Here is a 16,289-nt window from a genome sequence, read left to right as displayed (position 1 = left end):
AATCAAGTTCATTTTAGCCCTTTGTCAACAATCTGGCAGCTCCCATTACGGGAGCTTTTTTGCTGGTTTTAACCATTCCAGCATCGTCTGAACGATGTCTTTTTGTTGCGTGAGGACTGGAATGTCTGCAGGCTGATCCCCTTTTTGTTTGCCATACATGCCAAATTGAGCATGATTACCGCCTTTTATCTCATGGTACACCGTTTGAGAAGGTAGCTGCTTTTTCGATTTTTTGATTTTTTCTTGTGTCGCCAGCCCATCTTTTTCGCCTGAAATAGATAATACTTGCAAGGAAGCCTGTTTCAAATCATCTGATGCAGGATAGGAGGCAAGGAAAAAGAGGCCGTCCAGCTTGCTTTGATTTTTCTCTGCATACATAGCGGCAGCTGTCCCGCCTAGCGAATGTCCGCCAATGTACCAATGCTTGATGGCTGGATGACTTTTGAGGATATCCTCTGCCTTCTTCGTATTAAAAATCGCGAAGGAAAATGGCATGTCTGGGATAAAGACCGAATAGCCTTTCTTCATCAGCGCATTCCCTAGATAGGCATACGCAAGAGGTTCAACTTTTGCCCCAGGATATAGAATGATGCCAGTATCGCTTTTTGATGCTTCAAATGAATATACCCCATTTTTATGATCGACCTGCTCAATCTTCATCTGCTTTTTTAACGCTTCCGATGGTCCATATGTAAAGCGGCTCCATGTATAGAAAGCACCAAAAGCTAAGATGATGAGTGCAAGTAATGTAATACCGGTGATCTTCAGTATTTTCTTCATCGTATGTCCCTTCTTTCTCATGTACATATTAAATATACCATCATTTACTCTTCTGCCAAACGGCAAGTACGCTGATCCGGCTGTGTGATAAAGTATTAATCCATTAGCACTGCATTTGGCTGTTATTTACAATCTGAATGAGAGGGCTTAAAATAGGTGTGCATTCAGAAGTAACGGAGGAAGAAAGACATGAAGCAGGAACATTCTCAACTTTGGATTGAAGTGAAAAATTATGTACTCATTTTAATAGGATCAGCCATCGTGGCGGTTGGCTTTAATACGTTATTATTACCAAATCAGATTGCTGCTGGCGGGGTGAGTGGAATCAGTACCATTATGCAGTCATTCGGTTTTGAAGCTGCATATGTACAATGGGGTCTCAATATTCCGCTCTTTATCGCAGGCTTTTATTTATTAGGTGGAACATTTGGGGTAAAAACGCTCGTTGGTTCTGTCTTTTTACCTTTAATGGTGTTCTTAACAAGACACATTGCTCCTGTCACCCATGAAGCACTGCTCGCCGCAATATTTGGTGGTGTAGTGATTGGGATCGGAATTGGGCTCGTTTTCCTCGGCAATGGTTCAACGGGAGGAACGGCACTTGCGGCCAAAATCATCAATAAATATACAGGGCTGACGTTAGGTACTTGTTTAGCGATGATGGACGGTTTGATTGTTTTGGCGGCCATGACTGTTTTTGGGATCGAAGAAGGGCTGTACGCTGTGATCGGAGTGTTCATTTCTAGTAAGACGATTGATGTCGTGCAGGCTGGCTTTAGTCACTCGAAGATGGCCATGATTATTACGGGCCATGAGGATGAGGTCAGACAGGCGGTGTTTGATCAAATTGATCGTGGTGTAACGAAGATCTCAGCAGTAGGTGGGTACACCGACCATGACCGGCCTATTTTAATGTGTGTGGTAGGGCAGTCACAATTCACAAAGTTGAAACAAGTGGTAAAAGCGATCGATGCATCAGCGTTTGTCATCGTCATGGATGCAAAAGAGGTGCTTGGTGAGGGTTTTAAAAGGGCGTAAACAAGGATATAATAACGTTGACCAAATGATTGTAAGGGAGGGAAATACATGAAAAAGAGCGGATTAACGCTTCTTTTTGTCGCTATGCTTTTTGTACTTGCGGCCTGTGGAGGAAATTCAAGCAGCAGTGACAAAGAAGGCAGTAAAAGTGCTTCAAATGTGAGCAGTGGTGAAGAGATTTATCAGCAAAACTGTATTGGCTGTCATGGAAAAGACTTATCCGGCGGAGGCGGCCCAAGCTTGAAAGAAGTCGGAAAGAAATATAATGAAAGCCAAATTGCAGATATTGCCCAGAACGGTAAAGGATCTATGCCAAGCGGAATGGTAGATGAAAAACAAGCAAAAGAAGTTGCCAAATGGCTTGCAGAGAAAAAATAAAACCTTTGTCTAATCGACAAGGTTTTTTTATTTTCTATTTGTAGAAAAAGACTTTTGAATAGTATGAAAACGTATTATATTAAATTTTATTTAAAAAATAAGGGTAAAAAGACACGTTTTTCGGTTTTGATTGCTCTATTTACCTTTTATTTATAAGTTTTGAAATATAAATGTAATACCATTGAGTCGATTCATGACGTATAATTGGAGTTGTTGAAATTTAGACGATTCAATTTTTTCATCTTTTTGGATGAAAAGGACATAAATTGCTTGTGCGTATCGAAGGGTATGTGCGTGACCATACATAACGTTTTTTGACGAGAAGTGTCAGAACATCATGATAAGCTGTTTGACAGCGAATAAGAAAAGATTAGGTGATTACATGATTGAAATGAAGGAAGTCTATAAGATCTATCCTAATGGTGTAAAGGCGATCAATGGAATCAATGTCTCTATCCATCCAGGAGAGTTTGTGTATGTTGTTGGTCCCAGTGGCGCTGGTAAATCCACGTTCATTAAAATGATGTATCGTGAAGAGAAGCCAACCAAAGGGAAAATCTTAATTAATAACAAAGATTTAGGCTCGATGAAGGAAAAAGAAATTCCTTATGTGAGAAGAGAAATCGGCGTAGTATTCCAAGATTTCAAACTGCTTCCAAGTCTCACGGTCTTTGAGAACGTGGCATTTGCTCTTGAAGTCATTGGTGAACAGCCAAGTATTATTAAGAAAAAAGTGCTTGAGGTACTTGATTTGGTGCAATTAAAGCACAAAGCTCGTCAATTTCCAGATCAGCTTTCCGGCGGTGAACAGCAGCGTGTATCGATCGCTCGTTCGATCGTCAATCATCCTGAGGTTGTCATTGCAGACGAACCGACAGGAAACCTTGATCCAGATACTTCATGGGAAATTATGAAGACACTCGAAGAGATTAATAACCGCGGAACAACAGTCGTCATGGCGACACACAACAAAGAGATTGTAAACAGCATGAAGAAACGCGTCATCGCAATCGAAGATGGAATGATTGTACGTGACGAAGCAAGAGGGGAGTACGGAATTTATGATTAAAACTCTCTCGCGGCATTTACGTGAGAGCTTCCGTTCACTTGGAAGAAACACGTGGATGACATTTGCATCAATTAGTGCGGTCACTGTCACATTGATTTTAGTTGGGGTTTTTCTTGTCATTATGCTCAACTTGAATAACATGGCATCGAACGCTGAGAAAGAAGTAGAAGTAAAAGTTCTCATCGATTTAACTGCGAATCAAAAGCAGCAGGATGAATTAAAAGCAGAAATTGAGAAGATTCCTGAAATCAGTGATGTGAAATACTCATCCAAGGATGATGAACTAAAAGCACTGATTAAAAGCTTTGGTGAAAATGGACAATCTATGGGATTGGTTGATCAAGAAAATCCATTGAATGATGCGTTTATTGTGAAAACAACAGATCCCCACGATACACCAAAAGTAGCGAAGAAATTAGAAAACCTAAAAGGGACGTATAAAGTCACTTATGGAAAAGAAGAGGTCAGCCGACTCTTTAATGTTGTCGGAGTGGCGCGTAATGTCGGCATCGCACTTATTATTGGGCTTTTATTTACAGCGATGTTCTTGATTTCCAATACGATCAAAATTACGATTTTTGCTAGACGTAAAGAAATTGAGATTATGAAACTAGTAGGTGCAACGAACTGGTTTATCCGCTGGCCGTTCTTCATCGAAGGATTACTACTTGGTGTATTTGGCTCGATTATACCAATCGCTGTATTGCTTGGCACATATCATTATGCTGTCGGCTGGGTGGCGCCAAGGGTACAAGGTTCATTTATTTCAATGCTTCCATACAATCCGTTTGTCTATCAAGTATCACTGATCCTTCTATTGATCGGTGCCATTATCGGTGTGTGGGGAAGTTTAACGTCCATCCGTAAATTCTTGAAAGTATAAATCTATTTATATTGATGGCAGCACTCGAAGATTCTATAGAAGGTGTGACCGGTTGATCCAATTCATCCGGTCGACTCTTTATGCAGGCAGTTGTCATGGGAGGGGAATATCGTTTTGAAAAGAAAGCTGATGATGGCTGGAATGGCAGCGTTTATTGGAACAACGTGGCTATACATTCCAGGGAACGAAAATCGTGCATTCGCATACGAAGACCTAGATCAAAAACGTCAACAAATTGAAGAGAAAACATCGAAGACTGAATCAACCTTGAAGAAAAAGAAATCAGAACTGGCAAAGCTTGAAAAGAAAGAATCAAAGCTAAAGCAAGAAATTGAAAAAATTGACCAAAAAGTAAGTGCCGCAACTGAAAAAGTCGCTGAAAAAGAAAAAGAGGTCAAACAGACGAAACAAGAGATCAAAAAACTAAAAAAAGAGATTGAAGTCATCAACGAGCGAATTGAAAAGAGGAAAGCGATTTTCAAAGATAGAATTCGTTCTATGCAAAAAAGTGGCGGTACAATCAACTATTTAGATGTGCTGCTAGGTGCTCGTAGCTTTAGTGATTTTGTCAGTCGTGTGGGAGCTGTTACAACCATCGTCGAAGCAGATAAAGACATGATTACAGAACACGAAAATGATTTGGAGCTAGTAGAGCAAAAAGAAGCAGAGCTAAATAAACAGCTAAGTGGACTTGAAACATCTTTGAAAGAGCTTGAAACGTTGAAAAAGGACCTATCTAAGAAGTATAAGGAAAAAGAGAAAATCCTAGGTGATGTGACAGATAAAAAGAAACATGCACATGATGAGCTGGGCAATCTCGAAAATGAACAAGAAATTCTAGCGAATCAGAAAGCGGCGGTAAAGTCTGAAGAAGCACGCCGTCAAAAAGAAGAAGCGAAGAAAGCAGAACAAGCAGCTGCTGAAAAAAGTGCACCTGCACCAAGTGGAGGATCTGATCAAGTGTCAGATACACCAGCAAGTAGCTCAGGTTTCATTAAGCCAGCTGCAGGCCGTTTTTCATCAGGCTTTGGCGGACGTTCTGGCGGACAGCATTACGGATTAGATATCGCTGCAAAAGGCACTGTATCTGTCGTTGCAGCCGCATCTGGAATAGTCACGAACTCAAGCTACTCGTCGAGTTATGGGAACGTGGTGTTCATTACACATAACATCAATGGCCAAACGTATCAAACGGTATACGCTCATCTTTCAACAAGAAGTGTGTCAACAGGTCAAAGAGTCGAGCAAGGTCAATTCCTTGGATATATGGGCAACACAGGTCAGTCTTATGGCCAGCATCTTCATTTTGAAATTCATAAAGGATTATGGAATGGCGCGAAATCAAATGCAGTCAATCCAGCGCAATATATCCGCTAACAAAAAGCCGATAACAGCATGTTATCGGCTTTTTCATGTAGATGAAATTAAAATAACAGCAGTAATCCGGCAATAATAGGTGTTAAAAGCACAGCGGATTTTAAGAGAGGTTTCGGCGCAAGGCGGGTAAATTTTGCCCCAATAAAAGCCCCTAATACGGTACCGATTAAGATCTGAACGAGCAGGATAAAGTCAACATAGCCTTCTGAAATATAACCAATTCCACCGCCAATAGAGATTGGAATAATCACTAGCATCGTTGTGCCAACAGCTTGTCTAATAGACAGCTTCAGCAAAATCAAAAGCCCCACTTGAATAAATGGTGCTGATCCGATACCGAACATCCCTGAAAGCATCCCTGATACAAGGCCTAATATAATGCCCCTGATCAGCAATTGGCGTGAAGAAAGCGGCTGCTGCTCAGCATCTTCTTTTAGGACAAACAATTTGATCATCATAAAAACAGCAGATAAAAAGAGCATACCAGCTGTTAAATAGTGCAGGCTATCCTCTGGAATAAAAGGAGCCACTTTTGCTCCGGCAAATGAAGCAATACAAGCTAGTGCACCGACAATCAAACCTGATTTGAGCTGGATATTTCCTTCTCGGTAGTGGCTGTATGCACCAGATAAAGTCGTAAATGCCATAGCAGCTAAAGATGTCCCAAGTGCAGTATGGATTGGTACATCAAAGATTAACGTCAGCAATGCGATGACAAAACCAGCCCCGCCAGCTCCTACAAACCCTAGTAAAATTCCTAATAAAAGCATAGTCAATATAATATACATAGCGATGACTCCTTCTCGATCGTAACAAAATAAAAATTACACCTAATGAAATGATTAGTCAAGCCTCCCTAGGAGAATGTCTTTACATGAAATCCCTTCTTCTGGCATATAATAACTCAGGTCATCAGGAAGAGTTGAAGAAGGAGGCCAAATATGAAAAAACAAATCGCATCCATCATGGCAAGTGTCATTCTCATCATCAGTGCAGGGGTTGTGACGCATAAAGAGGCGACTCAGGCGGAGTCACCGAAAGCGGCTGCTGCAGTGGCTGGACAAGCTCAATCAAGTGATCGAGCGAAGGAAAACGGAATGGAGAAAATTGAGAAAGCCTATGACCTCATTTCGAATGAATATGTAGAGGAAGTGGATCGTCAAAAGCTGCTTGAAGGTGCCATTCAAGGAATGCTTTCAACCTTAAATGATCCGTATTCAGTATACATGGACAAGCAAACCGCAAAGCAATTTTCGGATTCACTTGATTCCTCATTTGAAGGAATTGGGGCAGAAGTTGGAATGGATGAAGGAAAGATTATCATTGTCTCTGCCTTTAAAAAATCCCCTGCAGCAAAGGCGGGTCTGAAACCGAAAGATGAAATCATCAGCATTGACGGTGAGACGATGAAAGAAAAAAGCCTAAACGATGCTGTACTGAAAATAAGAGGAAAAAAAGGAACGTCTGTCGCCTTGAAAATCAGACGAAATGGAATTGAAAAAGAGCTAACATTCCATATCAAACGAGAAGAAATCCCGCTTGAAACCGTAACGGCTTCAATGAAAGAGGTCAATGGTCATAAAACAGGCTATATCGCAATCTCTAGCTTCTCTGAAGATACGGCGAAGGATTTCACGGCAAGCTTGAATAAGCTCGAGAAAAAGGGCATGGAAGGCCTTGTGCTGGACGTGAGAGGAAATCCTGGCGGCTATCTACAAAGTGTGGAAGATATTTTGAAACATTTTATCACAAAGGATCAGCCATATATTCAAATTGCAGAACGGAATGGCGATCGAAAACGATATTTTTCAAAACGAAAAGAACAAAAACCATACCCGGTCAATGTCTTAATTGATAAAGGAAGTGCATCCGCTTCTGAAATTCTGGCTGGTGCCATGAAAGAAGCAGGGAAGTATGAAGTGGTAGGTGACGTTTCCTTTGGTAAAGGAACTGTGCAGCAGGCGGTACCAATGGGAGATGGAAGTAACATTAAATTAACGCTGTATAAGTGGCTGACACCGAAAGGGAATTGGATTCACAAAAAAGGCGTTGTGCCGACCATTGCGATTCATCAACCAGATTACTTCACCGTTGGCCCGCTCCAGCTGAAAGAACCGCTTCAGCTTGATATGAACAATGAAGAAGTCAGACAAGCACAGACATTGTTAAAAGGGTTATCATTTGACCCTGGCAGAGTAGATGGATATTTTGACGAAGAAACGAAAAAAGCTGTACTCGCATTTCAAAGCACATACAATCTCGATAAATCAGGTGTGATTGATTTAAAGACAGCGAAAATGATGAACAAGATGGTAGATGAAGTGAAATCTTATGAAAAGAATGATCTTCAGCTGCAAACTGCACTAAAAGCACTATATCTCAAAAAATAAAGAGGCGAATAAATGCCTCTTTTTTTTGGTTCATAAGTGTTACGAACATGTAATAATTTATTCTTAAAAATATATTATATCGAGAAATATATTCATTTATTTTACAAAAAACATAACATTCCTTCGAATTTACCCGATAACATATTTATATAAGAGACTTTCTGTTGATTTAAACATGTCATGAAAATGAAACTTTTGAAAGTTGTATGTTACATAAATAATTCTTACAATAAAAAGTAGCACTCATTTTAAATATTTTATTTTTTGCGGATATTCAGCTTAAGCATTGAGCTGTACCGAGGTTTGCGCTTTTCTTAAAAGAACTAGTAAATGGGGGTACACAATTGAAAAGGGCAAGTATTGTGAGAGAGAAAAAATATTACGAGTTGGTAGAGGAGCTTAAGAGTCGTACGAAAGATGTGACGTTTTCGGCTACAAAGGCATTAAGTCTACTCATGCTGTTAAGCAGGTACTTGGTCAATTACACAACGGTAGAATCAGTCGACGAGATCGATGAAGACTGTGCTGAGATATACTTCAATTATTTAATGGATAATCATAAGAGACTTGGTATAAACTTAACCGACATCAAGAGGTCCATGCAGCTTCTCGGCGGCATACTAGATGTAGATGTAAATCACTATTTAAAAGATTTTTCACTGTCGAATGTCACACTTTGGATGAATCAGGAGAAATAAACCTGATGTCAAGCATCGATTTATTTGATAGAATAAGAGAAAATGCTTGACTTGGGCGGTGAACGATAATGAGCTCGGAGTGGATGGGAGCCGGATTAAAAGCGGTCGGTCTGTTTTTAATCCATCCTCTTTTTTATTTTATGATATTAATCAGCCTATTATATGGCTACATCCGCGTAAAGCGGGAGAGAAAAGCGTTTCAAACAAGAATAGAAGATGTTTACGATGAACTGAAATTTACATATTCAAAGGGATGGGTTCCAGGAATTTGTCTATCGATCATATCTGTAGGCTTAGGGATTTCACTTCCGCCTGGATTCATCGTGCTGATTGCAGCGATGACCATCGTTTTCTCTTTATTCTTTAAGGCGAGTGCGCTTTCGTCTGCATACACACTCGGTTTCAGTTTTATTGCGGCATTTGGATTGATGTCTGTTCAAGTGAGCCATTCCTGGCTGCCGCAGCTTTCAATGATGAATGCATCAGCCGTTGTGATCCTGTTAGGGCTACTGTTAATGACCGAAGGCATCTTAGCCTATCGAACGGCGCATTTACGTACATCGCCTGCAATGGTGATGAGTGCGAGAGGACTTTTGATCGGTCAGCAGCGAGCAAACCGTCTGTGGCTTCTACCACTTGTTTTGCTGGTGCCGGCAGGTGAATGGACTTCTTCTCTGCCATGGTGGCCTGTGCTTCAAGTGCACGATCAAAGCTTTTCATTTATTGTGATCCCTTACATCATCGGCTTTGGCCAGCGTATTCAAGGATCGCTGCCAATTGTGAGTATTCAAATTACGTCACGCCGTATTATGATGCTCGGTCTAGCTGTAGCTGTAGTAGGTGCGGCAAGTATTTGGTTTGAGCCGATTGCGTGGGGAGCTGTTGTTCTAGCGATTGCAGGAAGAGCCTTTTTATCATGGAAGCAGAGGGCGAATGACAACGCTGCACCATTCTTTTTCTCTAAGCGGAATCAAGGGCTTATGGTGCTTGGTATCATTCCGAATACCCCTGCGGCTGATTTAAAGCTTGAGATCGGAGAAATGATTACAAAGGTCAATGGAATCGAGATCAAAACCGTTTCAGAATTTTATGAAGCACTACAAACCAATCGTGCTCTGACAAAGCTCGAGATCATTGGTCTCAATGGTCAGACAAGGTTTGAGAAACGCGCCTCTTACGAAGGGGAGCATCACCAGCTTGGTATCTTGTTTGTGAAGGACGATCCACAGCAAGAGCCAACGGCGATTTCATCTTAAAAAAGCTGCTAGAGATGGCAGCTTTTTTCTTTTGGGCGCGTTTCTCTCCCATAGGATTCGCCCCATTCACGCATGGCAAAGATAATGGGCTTTAACGTATTTCCAAGAGAAGTCAGTGAATACTCGACACGAGGAGGAACTTCCTCATAAACTTCACGGTGAACAATCCCGTCTTGTTCAAGTTCTCGTAATTGCAACGTCAGGACACGCTGCGAAATTCTTGGCAGAAGCCGGCGTAATTCGTTGTAACGCTTTGGACCACAAGTTAAATGATAAAGGATAACGCCTTTCCATTTCCCTCCGATGACACTTGTAGTGATAGACACAGGACAGCCATGATTCACAATACTGACTGGATTGGATGGTGCGCTCATCTCAACACTCCTTTCTTAAACGAAAATGGTCATAAACGAACATGTTTGTGCCTAACGAACAAAAATGTGCGTACTTGAATCAATGGAAGCTTTTCTTTTACCATAGAGATAGGACATCACACATTCGGGTTGTTTGTTTTCCTATCATAACAATTTCTATGAGGGAATGGAAAGAAATTGGATTGTGAGAACACACCTGTTCATTAGAAAGGATGAATAAAATGCGAGACAAAGAGCAATTAAAAAAAGAAATCATTGAGGCGTATGAGTTCCGTCATGCGACAAAGGAGTTTGACCCAGCGAAAAAGATTCCAGAGGATGATTTTGCATTTATTTTAGAAACAGGAAGACTTTCTCCAAGCTCTGTAGGGTTTGAGCCTTGGAAGTTCCTCGTTGTTCAAAATGAAGCATTCAGAGAAAAATTAAAAGAGTATACATGGGGGGCGCAAAAGCAGCTTCCAACTGCCAGTCATTTTGTGATCATCTTGGCAAGAACAGATGCCCGCTATGATTCAGCATATGCAGAATACATCAACAAGCAAATCAAAGGAATGACAGACGAAACGTTTGAAATGGTCAAGGGGCGCTACAGAGAATTCCAAGAGAACGATCTTCATCTGCTAGAAAATAACCGTACATTATTTGATTGGGCTTCAAAACAAACGTATATTGCCTTAGGCAACATGATGACAGCTGCGGCACAGATCGGCATTGATTCATGCCCAGTTGAAGGATTTAGCTACGATCACATCCATCGTATCTTAGAAGAAGAAGGGTTGCTGGAGGATGGTCAATACGACATCTCTGTCATGGCAGCCTTTGGTTATCGTATCACTGAGCCAAAACGCGGCAAAACACGTCGCCCGATGGATGAAGTAGCTGTTTGGATTCGTTAATCGCTGTTTGTCTGAAAAAGGCTGTTGACAATTGCGTGGTTAGTCAGTATATTTAAAAAATAAAATCTTTGACGAATATACAAATTTGACTATAAACGCTTTGACTTGAGAATAGTAAATGAATATCCGTTTTTTAAGAGAGCTGCGGGTCGGTGCAACGCAGTAAAACGAATCATTGAACTCGCTCAAAGAGCGGTAAGACTGAATGAATAGTAAGTCTTTACGTGTGACCTCCGTTATCGGGTTTTAAGTTGGATTCAGCCATGGCTGAATCAATAAGAGTGGTAACGCGGTTGCAAGGTCAGTCGTCTCTTCCAGGAGATGGCTGGCCTTTTTATATGCTTTTATCTAATATTTGTCTGAAGATTCAAATTTAAAGGAGCTATAGAAAATGGAAAAGGAACATGTGCAGTTAAAACGAACAATGACATCAAGGCATATTATGATGCTTGCGCTTGGCGGTGCCATCGGTGCTGGTCTGTTTAAAGGAAGCAGTTCTGCCATTGATATTGCGGGTCCTGCTGTCATTTTGGCATACATGATTGGTGGTCTTATTTTATTATTTATTATGCAAGGACTTGCCGAAATGACCGTTGCACGACCTGGAGCAAGAACATTCCGTGACTTGATTGAACCTGTGTTAGGAAAATATCCGGCCTATTTCTTAGACTGGATCTATTGGAAGATGTGGGTACTGAACATTGCAGCAGAAGCGATTGTGTCGGCCATCTTTATTCAGTACTGGTTCCCACAAGTGCCAATCTGGATGCTTGTGTTAATCATTTCACTTGTAGTCACAATCATTAATGTTTGCTCAGTCAAAATGTTTGCTGAGACAGAGTATTGGTTAGCATCTATTAAAATTGCAGTCATTATCTTATTTATTATTATTGGGTTAACGATGCTGTTTGTCTCATTCGGACAGCATGCAGCACCTGGGTTGTCTAACTTAACGGATCACGGTGGATTTTTCCCAAATGGTACTGGCGGATTGATTGCAGCAATGCTGGTTGTCGTGTATTCATATGGCGGGACGGAGATGATTGGGGTCACTTTAGCAGAAACAAAAAACCCTGAAAAAATCATCCCAAAGGCCATTCAAAGTACGTTTGTACGCATCATCGGTTTTTATGTACTGCCGTTCTTTATCATTGTCAGCTTAATCCCTTGGAATCAAGTAAACAATGAGCAAGTAAGTCCATTTGTGACAGTTTTTGCAACGATCGGAGTACCGTATGCCAGTGACATCATGAACGGCATTATTTTACTAGCGATTTTGTCTTCTATGAACTCTGGCTTGTATGCTTCATCACGGGTGCTTTATACACAGGCGATGGATGGCCGTGTATGGAAAGGATTCTCCAAGCTGTCAAAACAGCAGGTGCCTGTTCGAGCAATCCTTGTATGTACATCTACCTTATATGCAGCTGTATTGATTTCTCTTTTTGTAGGAAGTCAAACGTTTAATTACTTGATGGGCTCTTTAAGTTACACAGTTCTATTCATCTGGTTTATTATTGCTGTCGGTCATTTGAAATCTCGAAGCGTCGCACAGCCAGGTGGATATCGCGTGAAGCTGTATCCTTTCACAACGTGGTTTTCCGTCATTGCGATCGTGGCCATTTTTATCGGCGTTGTATTAAATACACCAATTGTCCAAACGCTGGTCACAATGGGCATTTATTTAATCATTACACTTTCTTTCTTTATCAACAGAAAACGGTTTGAAACAGCCGTCTAATGTAAAAAGCGTGCAGGACCTTCTGAAGGGTCTCGCACGCTTTTTTTAATGCTGTTTATATTGCTTGAAATGAACAGGGGATTGAACTGGATGTGGCTTTGCCTGAAGGCCGTAACTCTCCCTGACGATATAAAGCGGCCGGTCCTTGGCTTCATCGTAGATTCGGCCGATATACTCTCCGATCATGCCTAACATAAAGAGGATAATCCCGCTAAAGAAAAGCTGAATGACAATTAATGAACTCCAGCCGGTGATGGTGCTGTTTGTAAAAAGCTTTAAATATAAAACTAGAAACATCGAAATGAAGCCAATAGCTGAAAGGGCAATACCTGCCACGCTGGCTAGCTTTAAAGGTTTGTAAGAAAAAGATGTGATCCCATCCATCGAGAGCTTGAGCATCTTTTTGAGAGGGTACTTTGTTTCTCCTGCCAGCCGCTCATCCCGAACATATTCTACAGCAACCTGTTTGAAGCCGACCCAGCTCACTAATCCGCGGACAAATGGGTTTTTCTCGCGTATTTTTCTCATTTCATGACACACTTTACGATCCATCAATCTAAAGTCGCCGGTGTCAATAGGAATATCTACTTCGGTGATTTGACGTAGCACTCGGTAGAAAAGGGAAGCGGTGTACTTTTTGAAAACTGTTTCGCCTTTTCGTTGCGTGCGAACCGCATATACGACCTCATAGCCTTCCTTCCATTTTTCAATCATGTCTAAAATTAATTCAGGTGGATCTTGTAAATCCGCATCAATCACTACGACAGCTTCTCCCTTTGCATAATCCATTCCCGCTGTAATGGCAATTTGATGCCCAAAGTTACGAGAAAAATCAACGAGTCTCACATTCGGATCGTTCTGGCAGTACCCTTTAATCAGTTCAGCTGTTCGATCCATACTGCCGTCATTGACGAAGAGAAGCTCATATGCTTCTCCCGTCGAATCCATGACGGTCTTAAGGCGCTGATATGATTCATGGATCACAAGTTCTTCATTATACACTGGGACTACAATAGAATATTGTATGTTCTTTTCCATCAGTCATCGTTCCTCCCTTATAATAGATGAATTAATCAACGGATAGTTCATAAAGAGTGCCGCTCTCCATTCCGCCCATTCGTCCATTTGACTGATCACTTTGTTCTGATTGTTGGCTGTCTGAGCTGTCTGTTTGCTGATTCGTTTTGGATGTAGAGCTGTTCTGCCATTTAGAAGTAGATACTTCTTTTCCATTTTTTTGAATCCAAGTGAGAATGTCAGAGCTGCCGCCTCTCATACCAGAAAGATAGAAGTATTTGATTTTGCCGTCTTTAACGAGCTGTTTGAATTCATTTAGCGTGAGAATGTTATCAGATCCACTAAATCCACCTAATGCCATAACAGCTTTTCCTGTTTTAATAATGTAAGGCGAAGCAGTGGTTGCATCTGTTGTTCCGAATAGGAATTCTTCTCCCGTATTGTTTTTTTCAAGATAGCTGATCAATTTTTCATTGACTTGTGAACTCATGCTGCCACTTGAAGTTGCAAGCTGAGGACCAGCCTCTGGAAGCATACTGTTTCCTCCATAAAGAAGAGGTGTGCTTGCCCAGTATAGTGGTGCAATCAGCATGCCAAGGATGGCGATGAGAGACACGAATTGTTTTAGTTTTTCTTTTCCTTTTATCAAAAGTAGAGAAAGGATTGTTCCAATACCAATGATACCGACTGCAATGCTTAATCCAAGACCGATCGTGCTTGTAAATGTGGATAGGATAAAGATTTCAAATGCGGTTGTGACGAATATCGCAATTGGAAGCAGCCATTTTTTAAAGCCAGTTCCTGTTTGGAACAATTGAGTCATAGAAACCCATCCGGCTCCTGCTAATACAGCAATTGGCGGTGCCAGCATGATTAAATAATAGTGATGGAAAAATCCTGCTATACTGAAAAATGCAGCAACGGGTATAAGCCAAGCTAACCAAAATAGTGTTTCTTTTTGTTTTGTATTGAGACGTCTTCTTTCAAAGGCTGTCGAGAAGAAGATACCAATCGCACCGAAGAGCGCAAATGGAAGCAGCCAGCTGATTTGATCGGACAGTTCAGATTGGAACAGCCGTAATGGTCCTTTTGTTCCTGTTCCAAACATGCCAGAACCACTTCCCATTTTTCCTCCCCCACCATTTGGTGGTCCATCACCATTACCGCCTGAAGGCATATCAGGTGGTGTTGTGCCGTTTGCACTGCTTGGTGGTCCTTGCATTGAAGGCTGTTCCTGACTGGATGATTGGTTTGAACTGTCTGAGTTGCTTTGATTTCCATTAGATGGCGGCTGAGGCATGGTGGATGAATCATTGTCATTTTGTTGATCACCCTGCTGATCATTTTGCTGTGAAGGTGGCTGCCCCTCACCCTGATTTGTGCCGCCTCCCCCGCCAGACTGTTGACCAGTCAACCGCTGAAGTCCGTTGTAACCAAAGGCTAATTCTAATGCTGAGTTCGATTCACTTGATCCCATATAAGGACGATTGTCTTTTGAAGTGAGATCAACCGCTATAGACCAAGAAGCAGATACACCTAAAAGAACAATCATTGAAATCATCAGTGTTAACAATTTTTTCTTCCATGTTGTTCGATAGGCAATGATGTAAAACAGGACGAGAGCCGGTACAATCATATACGCTTGCAGCATTTTTGTATTAAAACCGACACCGACCATTGCAAAAGAAGCAATCGCCCAAAGCACCTTCTGCTGTTTCACTGCCTTGAACATCATGGCTGTTGCGAGTAAAAGAATAAAGACGAGCAAGCTGTCAATGTTATTTGTACGAGATACAGCAACTGCGATTGGTGTACACGCCATAATGAGTGCTGACACTCTTGCAGCAACCAGGCCAAATGTAGGTTTGACTAGGCGGTAGATTAAATAAACAGATCCAATGCCAGCTAAAGCTTGGGGTAAGATCACACTCCAGCCATGCAAGCCGAAAATTTTGGCACTGATCGTTTGCAGCCAGAAGGCGAGCGGTGGTTTATCCACCGTGACATAACCTGAGGGATCGAACGAAGCAAAGAAGAAATTATGCCAGCTTTGCATCATACTTGTGACCGCCGCTGTATAATAAGCGTTCACCGTATCGTCGTTCCAAATGTTATAAATGTTTAAAATGGCAGATAAAATCAATATGAAAATTAAATAAAGATCAAATTTCTGAAAGCGTCTAATCAAAAGCTTGTCACTCCTTTTTCTTAACTTGAAAAAAGTGTAACAAGCAAATATGAATAAATTGTTAATAAAAAAAGGCCAATTCTTTATTTTTCTGTTGAATAAAAAAAGCTCTAGAAAAGAGCTGCAGGCTGTCGAGAAAATCTCGACAGCTTTATTTTTCCCTTAAATTTTCCACCATCCCATTTTATAATAGAGAAAAGCATA

15 protein-coding genes and 1 other annotated feature are annotated in these 16,289 nt (G+C 41.2%); of the genes, 10 read left to right on the top strand and 5 right to left on the bottom strand.

Annotated features, from left to right (window positions below; genetic code table 11):
• Positions 1–45: 45 nt before the first annotated feature.
• Complete coding sequence (locus tag NST57_RS17435) at positions 46–780, bottom strand: alpha/beta family hydrolase (protein ID WP_039169771.1); 735 nt, start codon at positions 778–780, stop codon at positions 46–48.
• A 189-nt stretch (positions 781–969) separates the two neighbouring features.
• On the opposite strand from NST57_RS17435, the gene NST57_RS17430 reads away from it, so the two are divergent.
• From NST57_RS17430 to NST57_RS17410, 5 genes are all read left to right on the top strand, one after another.
• The gene (locus NST57_RS17430) at positions 970–1,818 is read left to right on the top strand and encodes a YitT family protein (RefSeq protein WP_035389657.1); all 849 of its coding nucleotides are present in this window, start codon (positions 970–972) and stop codon (positions 1,816–1,818) included.
• 48 nt (positions 1,819–1,866) lie between these two features.
• On the top strand, positions 1,867–2,196 hold the full coding sequence (gene cccB / locus NST57_RS17425) for a cytochrome c551 (RefSeq protein WP_007500002.1): 330 nt from the start codon (positions 1,867–1,869) through the stop codon (positions 2,194–2,196).
• Between the two features lie 382 nt (positions 2,197–2,578).
• Positions 2,579–3,265 (top strand): cell division ATP-binding protein FtsE, encoded by a 687-nt coding sequence (ftsE, locus tag NST57_RS17420; RefSeq protein WP_008348229.1) that lies wholly within the window; start codon positions 2,579–2,581, stop codon positions 3,263–3,265.
• Positions 3,258–4,148, top strand: a complete 891-nt coding sequence (ftsX, locus tag NST57_RS17415) for a permease-like cell division protein FtsX (RefSeq protein ID WP_025208057.1) — start codon at positions 3,258–3,260, stop codon at positions 4,146–4,148. Before ftsE ends, ftsX begins: the two co-directional genes overlap by 8 nt.
• A 114-nt stretch (positions 4,149–4,262) precedes the next feature.
• Positions 4,263–5,525 (top strand): murein hydrolase activator EnvC family protein, encoded by a 1,263-nt coding sequence (locus NST57_RS17410; protein ID WP_341298958.1) that lies wholly within the window; start codon positions 4,263–4,265, stop codon positions 5,523–5,525.
• Between the two features lie 47 nt (positions 5,526–5,572).
• Here NST57_RS17410 and NST57_RS17405 read toward each other — a convergent pair whose 3' ends face one another.
• On the bottom strand, positions 5,573–6,313 hold the full coding sequence (locus NST57_RS17405; protein WP_017368130.1) for a sulfite exporter TauE/SafE family protein: 741 nt from the start codon (positions 6,311–6,313) through the stop codon (positions 5,573–5,575).
• 153 nt (positions 6,314–6,466) lie between these two features.
• Between NST57_RS17405 and ctpB the strand changes: the two genes are divergently transcribed.
• From ctpB to NST57_RS17390, 3 genes are all read left to right on the top strand, one after another.
• On the top strand, positions 6,467–7,915 hold the full coding sequence (gene ctpB, locus NST57_RS17400) for a carboxy-terminal processing protease CtpB (protein ID WP_060832689.1): 1,449 nt from the start codon (positions 6,467–6,469) through the stop codon (positions 7,913–7,915).
• A 344-nt stretch (positions 7,916–8,259) separates the two neighbouring features.
• Positions 8,260–8,613: a swarming motility protein SwrAA gene (locus NST57_RS17395; protein ID WP_007500014.1), complete on the top strand. Its 354-nt coding sequence runs from the start codon at positions 8,260–8,262 to the stop codon at positions 8,611–8,613.
• A gap of 68 nt (positions 8,614–8,681) precedes the next feature.
• On the top strand, positions 8,682–9,869 hold the full coding sequence (locus NST57_RS17390; protein ID WP_445818799.1) for a PDZ domain-containing protein: 1,188 nt from the start codon (positions 8,682–8,684) through the stop codon (positions 9,867–9,869).
• A gap of 8 nt (positions 9,870–9,877) precedes the next feature.
• Here NST57_RS17390 and NST57_RS17385 read toward each other — a convergent pair whose 3' ends face one another.
• Complete coding sequence (locus NST57_RS17385; protein WP_142156105.1) at positions 9,878–10,243, bottom strand: winged helix-turn-helix transcriptional regulator; 366 nt, start codon at positions 10,241–10,243, stop codon at positions 9,878–9,880.
• A 221-nt stretch (positions 10,244–10,464) separates the two neighbouring features.
• Between NST57_RS17385 and NST57_RS17380 the strand changes: the two genes are divergently transcribed.
• A complete protein-coding gene (locus NST57_RS17380) occupies positions 10,465–11,139 on the top strand; it encodes an NAD(P)H-dependent oxidoreductase (RefSeq protein WP_341298957.1) in 675 nt (224 codons plus the stop codon).
• Positions 11,140–11,230: 91 nt separating this feature from the next.
• Positions 11,231–11,455: a binding site (T-box leader), on the top strand.
• 75 nt (positions 11,456–11,530) lie between these two features.
• Positions 11,531–12,880, top strand: coding sequence for an amino acid permease (locus NST57_RS17375; RefSeq protein ID WP_341298956.1), 1,350 nt, complete (start codon positions 11,531–11,533; stop codon positions 12,878–12,880).
• 45 nt (positions 12,881–12,925) lie between these two features.
• Here NST57_RS17375 and NST57_RS17370 read toward each other — a convergent pair whose 3' ends face one another.
• Together NST57_RS17370 and NST57_RS17365 are read right to left on the bottom strand one after the other, a co-directional pair.
• Complete coding sequence (locus tag NST57_RS17370) at positions 12,926–13,918, bottom strand: glycosyltransferase (RefSeq protein ID WP_142156102.1); 993 nt, start codon at positions 13,916–13,918, stop codon at positions 12,926–12,928.
• Positions 13,919–13,949: 31 nt separating this feature from the next.
• On the bottom strand, positions 13,950–16,085 hold the full coding sequence (locus NST57_RS17365) for an ArnT family glycosyltransferase (RefSeq protein ID WP_341298955.1): 2,136 nt from the start codon (positions 16,083–16,085) through the stop codon (positions 13,950–13,952).
• Positions 16,086–16,289 lie beyond the last annotated feature (204 nt).

The sequence above is a fragment of the Bacillus sp. FSL M8-0077 genome (assembly GCF_038050255.1).
Classification (GTDB): Bacteria; Bacillota; Bacilli; order Bacillales; family Bacillaceae; genus Bacillus; species Bacillus altitudinis.
The sequence above is the reverse complement of the archived record's forward strand: the minus strand, read 5'-3'. Positions and strand labels throughout refer to the sequence as shown.

Bases quoted from the DNA above. Each gene is read 5' to 3' on its own strand.
- NST57_RS17435 (WP_039169771.1), bottom strand. From the start codon at position 780: ATGAAGAAAATACTGAAGATCACCGGTATTACATTACTTGCACTCATC.
- NST57_RS17430 (WP_035389657.1), top strand. From the start codon at position 970: ATGAAGCAGGAACATTCTCAACTTTGGATTGAAGTGAAAAATTATGTA.
- cccB (WP_007500002.1), top strand. From the start codon at position 1,867: ATGAAAAAGAGCGGATTAACGCTTCTTTTTGTCGCTATGCTTTTTGTA.
- ftsE (WP_008348229.1), top strand. From the start codon at position 2,579: ATGATTGAAATGAAGGAAGTCTATAAGATCTATCCTAATGGTGTAAAG.
- ftsX (WP_025208057.1), top strand. From the start codon at position 3,258: ATGATTAAAACTCTCTCGCGGCATTTACGTGAGAGCTTCCGTTCACTT.
- NST57_RS17405 (WP_017368130.1), bottom strand. From the start codon at position 6,313: ATGTATATTATATTGACTATGCTTTTATTAGGAATTTTACTAGGGTTT.
- ctpB (WP_060832689.1), top strand. From the start codon at position 6,467: ATGAAAAAACAAATCGCATCCATCATGGCAAGTGTCATTCTCATCATC.
- NST57_RS17390 (WP_445818799.1), top strand. From the start codon at position 8,682: ATGAGCTCGGAGTGGATGGGAGCCGGATTAAAAGCGGTCGGTCTGTTT.
- NST57_RS17385 (WP_142156105.1), bottom strand. From the start codon at position 10,243: ATGAGCGCACCATCCAATCCAGTCAGTATTGTGAATCATGGCTGTCCT.
- NST57_RS17380 (WP_341298957.1), top strand. From the start codon at position 10,465: ATGCGAGACAAAGAGCAATTAAAAAAAGAAATCATTGAGGCGTATGAG.
- NST57_RS17375 (WP_341298956.1), top strand. From the start codon at position 11,531: ATGGAAAAGGAACATGTGCAGTTAAAACGAACAATGACATCAAGGCAT.
- NST57_RS17370 (WP_142156102.1), bottom strand. From the start codon at position 13,918: ATGGAAAAGAACATACAATATTCTATTGTAGTCCCAGTGTATAATGAA.